9 protein-coding genes are annotated in these 13,506 nt (G+C 52.0%); all 9 read left to right on the forward strand.

Annotated features, from left to right (window positions below):
- A partial coding sequence (tuf, locus tag OGY71_RS15745) for an elongation factor Tu (RefSeq protein ID WP_063942044.1) occupies positions 1-1,050 on the forward strand: 1,050 nt, incomplete at its 5' end.
- 230 nt (positions 1,051-1,280) lie between these two features.
- A complete protein-coding gene (gene secE, locus OGY71_RS15750) occupies positions 1,281-1,664 on the forward strand; it encodes a preprotein translocase subunit SecE (protein WP_003033128.1) in 384 nt (127 codons plus the stop codon).
- A 1-nt stretch (position 1,665) separates the two neighbouring features.
- Complete coding sequence (gene nusG / locus OGY71_RS15755) at positions 1,666-2,211, forward strand: transcription termination/antitermination protein NusG (RefSeq protein ID WP_003033125.1); 546 nt, start codon at positions 1,666-1,668, stop codon at positions 2,209-2,211.
- Between the two features lie 154 nt (positions 2,212-2,365).
- On the forward strand, positions 2,366-2,794 hold the full coding sequence (gene rplK, locus OGY71_RS15760) for a 50S ribosomal protein L11 (protein WP_003033122.1): 429 nt from the start codon (positions 2,366-2,368) through the stop codon (positions 2,792-2,794).
- A gap of 3 nt (positions 2,795-2,797) precedes the next feature.
- Entirely contained in the window at positions 2,798-3,505 is a 708-nt protein-coding gene (rplA, locus tag OGY71_RS15765) for a 50S ribosomal protein L1 (protein WP_003033119.1), read from the forward strand.
- Positions 3,506-3,923: 418 nt separating this feature from the next.
- A complete protein-coding gene (gene rplJ / locus OGY71_RS15770; RefSeq protein WP_001207203.1) occupies positions 3,924-4,421 on the forward strand; it encodes a 50S ribosomal protein L10 in 498 nt (165 codons plus the stop codon).
- Positions 4,422-4,487: 66 nt separating this feature from the next.
- Positions 4,488-4,853, forward strand: coding sequence for a 50S ribosomal protein L7/L12 (gene rplL, locus OGY71_RS15775; protein ID WP_003033114.1), 366 nt, complete (start codon positions 4,488-4,490; stop codon positions 4,851-4,853).
- A gap of 320 nt (positions 4,854-5,173) precedes the next feature.
- Positions 5,174-9,202 carry a DNA-directed RNA polymerase subunit beta gene (gene rpoB / locus OGY71_RS15780; RefSeq protein WP_003033111.1) on the forward strand — a complete coding sequence of 1,343 codons (4,029 nt, stop codon included), beginning with the start codon at positions 5,174-5,176 and terminating at the stop codon, positions 9,200-9,202.
- Positions 9,203-9,278: 76 nt separating this feature from the next.
- Positions 9,279-13,502 (forward strand): DNA-directed RNA polymerase subunit beta', encoded by a 4,224-nt coding sequence (gene rpoC / locus OGY71_RS15785; RefSeq protein WP_286613464.1) that lies wholly within the window; start codon positions 9,279-9,281, stop codon positions 13,500-13,502.
- The last annotated feature ends 4 nt before the right edge of the window (positions 13,503-13,506 follow it).

The following is a 13,506-nucleotide window of genomic DNA, read 5'->3' on the forward strand; positions in this document are numbered from 1 at the left end:
GCATTCGACCAGATCGATAACGCGCCGGAAGAAAAAGCTCGTGGTATCACCATCAACACTTCTCACGTTGAATATGACACCCCGACTCGCCACTACGCACACGTAGACTGCCCGGGCCACGCCGACTATGTTAAAAACATGATCACCGGTGCTGCGCAGATGGACGGCGCGATCCTGGTTGTTGCTGCGACTGACGGCCCGATGCCGCAGACTCGTGAGCACATCCTGCTGGGTCGTCAGGTAGGTGTTCCGTACATCATCGTGTTCCTGAACAAATGCGACATGGTTGATGACGAAGAGCTGCTGGAACTGGTAGAAATGGAAGTTCGTGAACTTCTGTCTCAGTACGATTTCCCGGGCGACGACACTCCGATCGTTCGTGGTTCTGCTCTGAAAGCGCTGGAAGGCGAAGCAGAGTGGGAAGCGAAAATCATCGAACTGGCTGGCTTCCTGGATTCTTACATCCCAGAACCAGAGCGTGCGATTGACAAGCCGTTCCTGCTGCCTATCGAAGACGTATTCTCCATCTCCGGTCGTGGTACCGTTGTTACCGGTCGTGTAGAGCGCGGTATCATCAAAGTTGGTGAAGAAGTTGAAATCGTTGGTATCAAAGAGACTGCTAAGTCTACCTGTACTGGCGTTGAAATGTTCCGCAAACTGCTGGACGAAGGCCGTGCTGGTGAGAACGTTGGTGTTCTGCTGCGTGGTATCAAACGTGAAGAAATCGAACGTGGTCAGGTACTGGCTAAGCCGGGCTCTATCAAGCCGCACACCAAGTTCGAATCTGAAGTGTACATTCTGTCCAAAGACGAAGGCGGCCGTCATACTCCGTTCTTCAAAGGCTACCGTCCGCAGTTCTACTTCCGTACTACTGACGTGACTGGTACCATCGAACTGCCGGAAGGCGTAGAGATGGTAATGCCGGGCGACAACATCAAAATGGTTGTTACCCTGATCCACCCAATCGCGATGGACGACGGTCTGCGTTTCGCAATCCGTGAAGGCGGCCGTACTGTTGGTGCGGGCGTTGTTGCCAAAGTAATGAGCTAATTGCCGAATAACATTTGACGCAATGCGCAATAAAAGGGCATCATTTGATGCCCTTTTTGCACGCTTTCACACCAGAACCTGGCTCATCAGTGATTTTTTTTGTCATAATCATTGCTGAGACAGGCTCTGAAGAGGGCGTTTAGTCCGAAACGCACCAGAGCATTTCGGTTTGGATCGCCTCGCTTACGCGGGGTGAAAATGTTTGTAGAATACTTCTGACAGGTTGGTTTATGAGTGCGAATACCGAAGCTCAAGGAAGCGGGCGCGGCCTGGAAGCGATGAAGTGGGTTGTTGTCGCTGTATTGCTGCTTGTAGCTATCGTTGGCAACTACCTCTATCGTGACATGATGCTGCCGCTGCGTGCGCTGGCCGTAGTGATTCTGATTGCCGCAGCGGGTGGTGTCGCGCTGTTGACAACAAAAGGTAAAGCGACCGTTGCTTTTGCCCGTGAAGCGAGAACCGAAGTCCGTAAGGTCATTTGGCCAACTCGCCAGGAAACATTGCACACCACATTAATTGTGGCTGCGGTTACCGCAGTAATGTCACTGATCCTGTGGGGACTGGATGGTATTCTGGTTCGCCTGGTATCCTTTATCACTGGCCTGAGGTTCTAAGATGTCTGAAGCCCCTAAAAAGCGCTGGTACGTCGTTCAGGCGTTTTCCGGTTTTGAAGGCCGCGTAGCCACGTCGCTGCGCGAATATATCAAGTTACAAAATATGGAAGAGCTGTTTGGCGAAGTCATGGTGCCGACCGAAGAAGTGGTCGAAATCCGTGGTGGCCAGCGTCGCAAGAGCGAACGTAAATTCTTCCCGGGCTATGTACTGGTCCAGATGGTGATGAATGACGCAAGCTGGCACCTGGTGCGCAGCGTGCCGCGTGTGATGGGCTTTATCGGCGGTACATCTGACCGTCCGGCGCCGATCAGCGACAAAGAAGTTGATGCGATCATGAACCGTCTGCAGCAGGTTGGCGATAAACCACGTCCGAAAACGATGTTTGAGCCAGGTGAAATGGTTCGCGTTAGTGACGGTCCGTTTGCTGACTTTAACGGTGTGGTTGAAGAAGTGGACTACGAGAAGTCCCGCCTGAAAGTCTCTGTTTCTATCTTCGGTCGCGCGACCCCAGTAGAACTGGACTTTGCCCAGGTAGAAAAAGCCTAAACAGCGATCAAAAAAGCGGCGATTTAATCGTTGCACAAGGCGCGAGATTGGAATACAATTTCGCGCCTTTTGTTTTTATGGGCCCTGTCCGTAAAACGAATTTAATCACGGGGAGCCTCCTTGAGGCGCTATAACCCAACTAGAGGAATTTAGAATGGCTAAGAAAGTCCAGGCCTACGTCAAGCTGCAGGTTGCAGCTGGTATGGCTAACCCGAGTCCGCCGGTAGGTCCAGCACTGGGTCAACAAGGCGTGAACATCATGGAATTCTGCAAAGCGTTCAACGCAAAAACTGATTCCATGGAAAAAGGTCTGCCGATCCCGGTTGTTATCACCGTTTACGCTGACCGTTCTTTCACTTTCGTTACCAAAACGCCTCCGGCAGCAGTTCTGCTGAAGAAAGCGGCTGGTATCAAGTCTGGTTCCGGCAAGCCGAACAAAGACAAAGTGGGTAAAATTTCCCGCGCTCAGCTGCAGGAAATCGCGCAGACCAAAGCTGCCGACATGACTGGTTCCGACATTGAAGCGATGACTCGCTCCATTGAAGGTACTGCACGTTCCATGGGCCTGGTAGTGGAGGACTAAGAAATGGCTAAACTGACCAAGCGTATGCGCGTGATCCGTGACAAAGTTGATGCAACTAAACAGTACGACATCAACGAAGCTATTGCTCTGCTGAAAGAGCTGGCCACTGCTAAATTCGTAGAAAGCGTAGACGTTGCCGTTAACCTCGGCATCGACGCTCGTAAATCTGACCAGAACGTACGTGGTGCAACTGTACTGCCGCACGGTACTGGCCGTTCCGTTCGCGTAGCCGTATTTGCCCAGGGCGCAAACGCTGAAGCTGCTAAAGCTGCAGGCGCTGAGCTGGTAGGTATGGAAGATCTGGCTGACCAGATCAAGAAAGGCGAAATGAACTTTGACGTTGTTATTGCTTCCCCGGATGCAATGCGCGTTGTTGGCCAGCTGGGTCAGGTTCTGGGCCCGCGCGGCCTGATGCCAAACCCGAAAGTTGGTACTGTAACCCCTAACGTTGCTGAAGCAGTTAAGAACGCTAAAGCAGGTCAGGTTCGTTACCGTAACGACAAAAACGGCATCATCCACACCACCATCGGTAAAGTGGATTTTGACGCTGACAAACTGAAAGAAAACCTGGAATCTCTGCTGGTTGCGCTGAAAAAAGCGAAACCGACTCAGGCTAAAGGCGTGTACATCAAGAAAGTTAGCATCTCCACCACCATGGGTGCTGGCGTTGCCGTTGATCAGTCCGGTCTGACTGCGACTGTGGCGAACTAATATTCGCCTTTACGTGGGCGGTGATTTTGTCTACAATCTTACCCCCACGTTTCTGTTTAAATAAACAGAACTCTATGCGAGTCATTTGAATTGTAGCAAGGCAGCAATTGAGTGAATCGCCGGGAGTGTAGTTAACTACATGACCGGTGTGAACGAGAGCAGCTAACGCGGTTACAGTTCAAAGGGCGAAGTCATAGACAAGATTTGTTCGTTGGAGCCTGGCCTATCCAGGCCTCCGTCGAAGACCGCAGGTGTTTCGTAAGAAACTTAATGCCCTGCGTAGACGGTGACAGAACGCTAAGATTATTTCTGATACTCTGGCTTGTTTCTGCTCACCGTATTTAGACGCTCTTTCCGTTGGGGAGAGTGAAGTGAGTTCCGGAACATGAGTTCCGGCAAACATCCAGGAGCAAAGCTAATGGCTTTAAATCTTCAAGACAAACAAGCGATTGTTGCTGAAGTCAGCGAAGTAGCCAAAGGCGCGCTGTCTGCAGTAGTTGCGGATTCCCGTGGCGTAACTGTAGATAAAATGACTGAACTGCGTAAAGCAGGTCGTGAAGCTGGCGTATACATGCGTGTTGTTCGTAACACCCTGCTGCGCCGCGTCGTTGAAGGTACTCAGTTCGAGTGCCTGAAAGACACGTTTGTTGGTCCGACCCTGATTGCATACTCTATGGAACACCCGGGCGCTGCTGCTCGTCTGTTCAAAGAGTTCGCGAAAGCGAATGCAAAATTTGAGGTCAAAGCCGCAGCCTTTGAAGGTGAATTGATCCCGGCATCGCAAATCGATCGCCTGGCAACTCTGCCGACCTACGAAGAAGCAATTGCACGCCTGATGGCAACCATGAAAGAAGCTTCGGCTGGCAAACTGGTTCGTACTCTGGCTGCTGTACGCGATGCGAAAGAAGCTGCTTAATCGCAGTTATCTTTCTCAAGCATCTGCTTACGTATAAACTTATTCTGATTTTCAGGAACAATTTAAATGTCTATCACTAAAGATCAAATCATTGAAGCAGTATCCGCTATGTCCGTAATGGACGTTGTAGAACTGATCTCTGCAATGGAAGAAAAATTCGGTGTTTCCGCTGCTGCTGCTGTAGCTGTAGCTGCTGGCCCGGCTGAAGCTGCTGAAGAAAAAACTGAATTCGACGTAATTCTGAAAGCTGCTGGCGCTAACAAAGTTGCTGTAATCAAAGCAGTACGTGGCGCAACTGGCCTGGGTCTGAAAGAAGCTAAAGACCTGGTAGAATCTGCTCCGGCTGCCCTGAAAGAAGGCATCAGCAAAGACGACGCAGAAGCACTGAAAAAATCTCTGGAAGAAGCTGGCGCTGAAGTTGAAGTTAAATAAGCCAACTTTTCTGGTTGCAGCCTAAGAAATTAGGCTGATGGCTGGTGACTTTTTAGTCACCAGCCTTTTTGCGCTGTAAGGCGCCAGTAGCATTTCACACTGTTTGACTACTGCTGTGCCTTTCAATGCTTGTTTCTATCGACGTCTTAATATACTGCGACAGAGCATCAGTTCTGTGTAAATCGCAATGAAATGGTTTAAGCGTGATAGCAACAGGCATTGCGGAAAGTATTCGATTTTCCGGTCAACAAAATAGTGTTGCACAAACTGTCCCTTCGTCGGACAGATGGGTCGACTTGTCAGCGAGCTGAGGAACCCTAATGGTTTACTCCTATACCGAGAAAAAACGTATTCGTAAGGATTTTGGTAAACGTCCACAAGTGTTGGACATACCTTATCTCCTTTCTATCCAGCTTGACTCGTTTCAGAAGTTCATCGAGCAAGATCCTGAAGGGCAGTATGGTCTGGAAGCAGCTTTCCGTTCCGTTTTCCCGATTCAGAGCTACAGCGGTAATTCCGAGCTGCAATACGTCAGCTACCGCCTTGGCGAACCGGTGTTTGACGTTCAGGAATGTCAGATCCGTGGCGTGACCTATTCCGCACCGCTGCGCGTAAAACTGCGTCTGGTGATCTACGAGCGCGAAGCGCCGGAAGGCACCGTAAAAGATATTAAAGAACAAGAAGTCTACATGGGCGAAATTCCGCTCATGACTGACAACGGTACCTTTGTAATCAATGGTACTGAGCGTGTTATCGTTTCTCAGCTGCACCGTAGTCCTGGCGTCTTCTTTGACTCCGACAAAGGTAAAACCCACTCTTCGGGTAAAGTGCTGTATAACGCGCGCATCATCCCTTACCGTGGTTCCTGGCTGGACTTCGAATTCGATCCGAAGGACAACCTGTTCGTACGTATTGACCGTCGCCGTAAACTGCCTGCGACCATTATTCTGCGTGCACTGAACTACACCACTGAGCAGATCCTTGACCTGTTCTTTGAAAAAGTTGTTTTTGAAATTCGTGACAACAAGTTGCAGATGGAACTGGTGCCGGAACGCCTGCGTGGTGAAACCGCATCCTTTGACATTGAAGCTAACGGCAAAGTCTACGTCGAAAAAGGCCGTCGCATCACTGCGCGCCACATTCGCCAACTGGAAAAAGACGATATCAAACATATCGAAGTTCCGGTTGAATACATTGCTGGTAAAGTTGCTGCTAAAGACTACGTTGACGAATCTACTGGCGAGCTGATCTGCGCAGCTAACATGGAGCTGAGCCTGGATCTGCTGGCTAAGCTGAGCCAGTCTGGTCACAAGCGTATCGAAACGCTGTTCACTAACGATCTGGACCACGGTCCGTACATTTCTGAAACTGTACGTGTTGACCCAACCAACGATCGTCTGAGCGCACTGGTAGAAATCTACCGCATGATGCGTCCTGGTGAGCCGCCGACTCGTGAAGCTGCTGAAAGCCTGTTCGAGAACCTGTTCTTCTCCGAAGACCGCTATGACCTGTCTGCGGTTGGTCGTATGAAGTTCAACCGTTCTCTGCTGCGCGACGAAATCGAAGGTTCCGGTATCCTGAGCAAAGACGACATCATCGAAGTGATGAAGAAGCTCATCGATATCCGTAACGGTAAAGGCGAAGTCGATGATATCGACCACCTCGGCAACCGTCGTATCCGTTCCGTAGGCGAAATGGCGGAAAACCAGTTCCGCGTTGGCCTGGTACGTGTTGAGCGTGCGGTGAAAGAGCGTCTGTCTCTGGGCGATCTGGATACCCTGATGCCTCAGGATATGATCAACGCCAAGCCGATTTCTGCAGCAGTGAAAGAGTTCTTTGGTTCCAGCCAGCTGTCTCAGTTTATGGACCAGAACAACCCGCTGTCTGAGATTACGCACAAACGTCGTATCTCTGCACTCGGCCCAGGCGGTCTGACCCGTGAACGCGCAGGCTTCGAAGTTCGAGACGTACACCCGACTCACTACGGTCGCGTATGTCCAATCGAAACGCCTGAAGGTCCGAACATCGGTCTGATCAACTCCCTGTCCGTGTATGCACAGACTAACGAATACGGCTTCCTCGAGACTCCGTACCGTAAAGTGACCGACGGTGTTGTAACTGACGAAATTCATTACCTGTCTGCTATCGAAGAAGGCAATTACGTTATCGCTCAGGCGAACTCCAACCTGGATGACGAAGGCCACTTTGTAGAAGATCTGGTTACCTGCCGTAGCAAAGGCGAATCCAGCTTGTTCAGCCGCGACCAGGTTGACTACATGGACGTATCCACCCAGCAGGTGGTATCCGTCGGTGCGTCCCTGATCCCGTTCCTGGAACACGATGACGCCAACCGTGCATTGATGGGTGCGAACATGCAACGTCAGGCGGTTCCGACTCTGCGCGCTGATAAGCCGCTGGTTGGTACCGGTATGGAACGTGCTGTTGCCGTTGACTCCGGTGTTACTGCAGTTGCTAAACGTGGCGGTACTGTTCAGTACGTGGATGCTTCCCGTATCGTTATCAAAGTTAACGAAGACGAGATGTACCCGGGCGAAGCAGGTATCGACATTTATAACCTGACCAAATACACCCGTTCTAACCAGAACACCTGTATCAACCAGATGCCTTGTGTATCTCTGGGCGAGCCGGTTGAACGTGGTGATGTGCTGGCAGACGGTCCGTCCACCGACCTCGGTGAACTGGCGCTGGGTCAGAACATGCGCGTGGCATTCATGCCATGGAATGGTTACAACTTCGAAGACTCCATCCTCGTATCCGAGCGTGTTGTCCAGGAAGACCGTTTCACTACCATCCACATTCAGGAACTGGCATGTGTGTCCCGTGACACCAAGCTGGGGCCAGAAGAGATCACCGCTGACATCCCGAACGTGGGTGAAGCTGCGCTCTCCAAACTGGATGAATCCGGTATCGTTTATATCGGTGCGGAAGTGACCGGTGGCGACATTCTGGTTGGTAAGGTAACGCCGAAAGGTGAAACCCAGCTAACGCCAGAAGAGAAGCTGCTGCGTGCAATCTTCGGTGAGAAAGCGTCTGACGTTAAAGACTCTTCTCTGCGCGTGCCAAACGGTGTTTCCGGTACGATTATCGACGTTCAGGTCTTTACTCGCGATGGCGTAGAAAAAGATAAACGTGCGCTGGAAATCGAAGAGATGCAGCTGAAGCAGGCGAAAAAAGACCTGTCTGAAGAACTGCAGATCCTCGAAGCTGGCCTGTTCAGCCGTATCTACGCTGTGCTGGTTTCCGGTGGTGTTGAAGCTGAGAAGCTCGACAAACTGCCGCGTGACCGCTGGTTAGAACTCGGCCTGACCGACGAAGAGAAACAGAATCAGCTGGAGCAACTGGCTGAGCAGTACGACGAACTGAAACACGAATTCGAGAAAAAACTCGAAGCGAAACGCCGTAAAATCACTCAGGGCGACGATCTGGCACCGGGCGTGCTGAAGATTGTTAAGGTTTATCTGGCGGTTAAACGTCGGATCCAGCCTGGTGATAAGATGGCAGGTCGTCACGGTAACAAGGGTGTAATCTCTAAGATCAACCCGATCGAAGATATGCCACACGATGCTAACGGTACGCCGGTAGATATCGTACTGAACCCGCTGGGCGTACCATCGCGTATGAACATCGGTCAGATCCTTGAAACCCACCTGGGTATGGCTGCAAAAGGTATCGGCGATAAGATCAACGCCATGCTGAAACAGCAGCAGGAAGTCGCGAAACTGCGCGAGTTCATCCAGCGTGCTTACGATCTGGGTTCAGATGTTCGTCAGAAAGTTGACCTGAATACCTTCAGCGATGAAGAAGTTCTGCGTCTGGCTGAAAACCTGAAAAAAGGTATGCCGATCGCAACGCCGGTATTCGACGGTGCGAAAGAGTCTGAAATCAAGGAACTGTTACAGCTGGGTGGCCTGCCGACTTCCGGTCAGATCACACTGTTCGACGGTCGTACCGGTGAGCAGTTCGAGCGCCAGGTTACCGTTGGCTACATGTACATGCTGAAACTGAACCACCTGGTTGATGACAAGATGCATGCGCGTTCTACCGGTTCTTACAGCCTGGTTACTCAGCAGCCGCTGGGTGGTAAGGCGCAGTTCGGTGGTCAGCGCTTCGGGGAGATGGAAGTGTGGGCGCTGGAAGCATATGGCGCAGCATACACCCTGCAGGAAATGCTCACCGTTAAGTCTGATGACGTGAACGGTCGTACTAAGATGTATAAAAACATCGTGGACGGCAACCATCAGATGGAACCAGGCATGCCGGAATCCTTCAACGTACTGTTGAAAGAGATTCGTTCGCTGGGTATCAACATCGAGCTGGAAGACGAGTAACTCTCGATCAAACAGGTCACTGGTGCTGGCGTAACAGCCAGCGCCAGATTGTGCTAACTCCGACGGGAGCAAATCCGTGAAAGATTTATTAAAGTTTCTGAAAGCGCAGACTAAAACCGAAGAGTTTGATGCGATCAAAATTGCTCTGGCCTCGCCAGACATGATCCGTTCATGGTCTTTCGGTGAAGTTAAGAAGCCGGAAACCATCAACTACCGTACGTTCAAACCTGAACGTGACGGCCTTTTCTGCGCCCGTATCTTTGGGCCGGTAAAAGACTACGAGTGCCTGTGCGGTAAGTACAAGCGCCTGAAACACCGTGGTGTGATCTGTGAGAAGTGCGGCGTTGAAGTGACCCAGACTAAAGTACGCCGTGAGCGTATGGGCCACATCGAGCTGGCGTCTCCGACTGCTCATATCTGGTTCCTGAAATCTCTGCCGTCCCGTATCGGTCTGCTGCTTGATATGCCGCTGCGCGATATCGAGCGCGTACTGTACTTCGAATCTTATGTAGTTATCGAAGGCGGTATGACTAACCTGGAACGTCAACAGATCCTGACTGAAGAGCAGTATCTGGACGCGCTGGAAGAATTCGGTGACGAATTCGACGCGAAGATGGGTGCGGAAGCTATCCAGGCTCTGCTGAAAAGCATGGATCTGGAGCAAGAGTGTGAAACTCTGCGCGAAGAGCTGAACGAAACCAACTCTGAAACCAAGCGTAAGAAGCTGACCAAACGTATCAAACTGCTGGAAGCCTTCGTACAGTCTGGCAACAAGCCAGAGTGGATGATCCTGACCGTTCTGCCGGTTCTGCCGCCAGATCTGCGTCCGCTGGTTCCGCTGGATGGTGGTCGTTTCGCAACGTCGGATCTGAACGATCTGTATCGTCGCGTTATCAACCGTAACAACCGTCTGAAGCGTCTGCTGGATCTGGCTGCGCCGGACATCATCGTACGCAACGAAAAACGTATGCTGCAGGAAGCGGTTGACGCCCTGCTGGATAACGGTCGTCGTGGTCGTGCGATCACCGGTTCTAACAAACGTCCTCTGAAATCTTTGGCCGACATGATCAAAGGTAAGCAGGGTCGTTTCCGTCAGAACCTGCTCGGTAAGCGTGTTGACTACTCCGGTCGTTCTGTAATCACCGTAGGTCCATACCTGCGTCTGCATCAGTGCGGTCTGCCGAAGAAAATGGCACTGGAACTGTTCAAACCGTTCATCTACGGCAAGCTGGAACTGCGTGGCCTGGCCACCACCATCAAAGCCGCTAAGAAAATGGTTGAGCGTGAAGAAGCTGTCGTTTGGGATATCTTGGATGAAGTTATCCGCGAACACCCGGTACTGCTGAACCGTGCACCAACACTGCACCGTCTGGGTATCCAGGCATTTGAACCGGTACTGATCGAAGGTAAAGCTATCCAGCTGCACCCGCTGGTTTGTGCGGCATATAACGCCGACTTCGATGGTGACCAGATGGCTGTTCACGTACCGCTGACGCTGGAAGCCCAGCTCGAAGCGCGTGCGCTGATGATGTCTACCAACAACATCCTGTCTCCGGCGAACGGCGAACCTATCATCGTTCCGTCTCAGGACGTTGTATTGGGTCTGTACTACATGACCCGTGACTGTGTTAACGCCAAAGGCGAAGGCATGGTGCTGACTGGCCCGAAAGAAGCTGAGCGTATCTATCGCGCAGGTCTGGCCTCTCTGCATGCGCGCGTTAAAGTGCGTATCACCGAATACGAAAAAGATGAAAACGGCGAATTCGTTGCGAAAACCAGCCTGAAAGACACGACCGTTGGCCGTGCAATTCTGTGGATGATCGTACCGAAAGGTCTGCCTTTCTCCATCGTCAACCAGGCGCTGGGCAAGAAAGCTATCTCCAAAATGCTGAACACCTGTTACCGCATTTTGGGCCTGAAGCCGACCGTTATCTTCGCTGACCAGACAATGTACACCGGCTTTGCATATGCAGCGCGTTCAGGTGCATCTGTTGGTATTGATGACATGGTCATCCCAGAGAAGAAACACGAGATCATCTCTGAAGCGGAAGCTGAAGTTGCTGAGATCCAGGAGCAGTTCCAGTCTGGTCTGGTAACCGCAGGCGAACGCTATAACAAAGTTATCGATATCTGGGCTGCGGCGAACGATCGTGTATCCAAAGCGATGATGGATAACCTGCAAACTGAAACCGTTATTAACCGTGACGGCGTAGAAGAGCAGCAGGTTTCCTTCAACAGCATCTACATGATGGCCGACTCCGGTGCGCGTGGTTCTGCAGCACAGATTCGTCAGCTGGCCGGTATGCGTGGTCTGATGGCGAAGCCAGATGGCTCCATCATCGAAACGCCAATCACCGCGAACTTCCGTGAAGGTCTGAACGTACTCCAGTACTTCATCTCTACTCACGGTGCTCGTAAAGGTCTGGCGGATACCGCACTGAAAACAGCGAACTCCGGTTATCTGACTCGTCGTCTGGTTGACGTCGCGCAGGACCTGGTTGTTACTGAAGACGATTGCGGCACTCTGGAAGGCATCACCATGACCCCGGTTATCGAGGGTGGTGACGTTAAAGAGCCGCTGCGCGATCGCGTTCTGGGTCGTGTAACTGCTGAAGACGTTCTGAAGCCGGGTACGGCGGATATTCTGGTTCCACGCAACACGCTGCTGCACGAACAGTGGTGTGATCTGCTGGAAGAGAACTCCGTAGACTCCGTTAAAGTCCGTTCCGTTGTATCTTGTGACACTGACTTTGGTGTATGTGCGCACTGCTATGGTCGTGACCTGGCGCGTGGCCACATCATCAACAAAGGTGAAGCAATCGGCGTTATCGCGGCACAGTCCATCGGTGAACCGGGTACACAGCTGACGATGCGTACGTTCCACATCGGTGGTGCGGCATCTCGTGCGGCTGCTGAATCCAGCATCCAGGTGAAAAACAAAGGTAGCATCCGTCTGAGCAACGCGAAGTCGGTTGTGAACTCCAGCGGTAAACTGGTTATCACCTCACGTAACACCGAACTGAAACTGATCGACGAATTCGGCCGTACCAAAGAAAGCTATAAAGTGCCTTACGGCTCCGTTATGGCGAAAGGTGATGGCGAACAGGTTGCTGGCGGCGAAACCGTAGCAAACTGGGATCCGCACACCATGCCGGTTATCACCGAAGTGAGTGGTTTCGTCCGCTTCACTGACATGATCGACGGCCAGACCATTACTCGTCAGACCGACGAGCTGACCGGTCTGTCTTCTCTGGTGGTTCTGGATTCTGCAGAGCGTACTGCGGGTGGTAAAGACCTGCGTCCGGCACTGAAAATTGTTGATGCTCAGGGCAACGACGTTCTGATCCCAGGCACCGATATGCCTGCTCAGTACTTCCTGCCGGGTAAAGCGATTGTTCAGCTGGAAGATGGCGTACAGATCAGCTCTGGTGACACCCTGGCGCGTGTTCCGCAGGAATCCGGCGGTACCAAGGATATCACCGGTGGTCTGCCGCGCGTTGCGGACCTGTTCGAAGCACGTCGTCCGAAAGAGCCGGCAATCCTGGCTGAAATCAACGGCATCATTTCCTTCGGTAAAGAAACCAAAGGTAAACGTCGTCTGGTCATCACCCCGGTAGACGGTAGCGAACCTTACGAAGAGATGATTCCGAAATGGCGTCAGCTCAACGTGTTCGAAGGTGAACGTGTAGAACGTGGTGACGTGGTTTCCGACGGTCCGGAAGCGCCGCACGACATCCTGCGTCTGCGTGGTGTGCATGCTGTAACTCGTTACATCGTTAACGAAGTTCAGGACGTATACCGTCTGCAGGGCGTTAAGATTAACGATAAACACATCGAAGTTATCGTTCGTCAGATGCTGCGTAAAGCCACCATAGAAAGCGCTGGTAGCTCCGACTTCCTGGAAGGCGAGCAGGTTGAATACTCCCGCGTCAAGATCGCAAACCGCGAGCTGGAAGCGAACGGCAAAGTGGGTGCAACGTTCTCCCGCGATCTGCTGGGTATCACCAAAGCGTCTCTGGCAACCGAGTCCTTCATCTCTGCAGCATCGTTCCAGGAAACCACGCGTGTCCTGACCGAAGCAGCTGTTGCAGGTAAACGTGATGAACTGCGCGGTCTGAAAGAGAACGTCATCGTGGGTCGTCTGATCCCGGCAGGTACTGGTTATGCGTACCACCAGGATCGTATGCGTCGTCGCGCAGCGGGCGAACTGCCAGCTGCACCGCAGGTAACTGCTGAAGATGCGTCTGCCAGCCTGGCAGAACTGCTGAACGCAGGCCTGGGCGGTTCTGACAACGATTAATCGT

The sequence above is a fragment of the Citrobacter sp. Cpo109 genome, from assembly GCF_030332565.1.
Classification (GTDB): domain Bacteria; phylum Pseudomonadota; class Gammaproteobacteria; order Enterobacterales; family Enterobacteriaceae; genus Citrobacter; species Citrobacter portucalensis.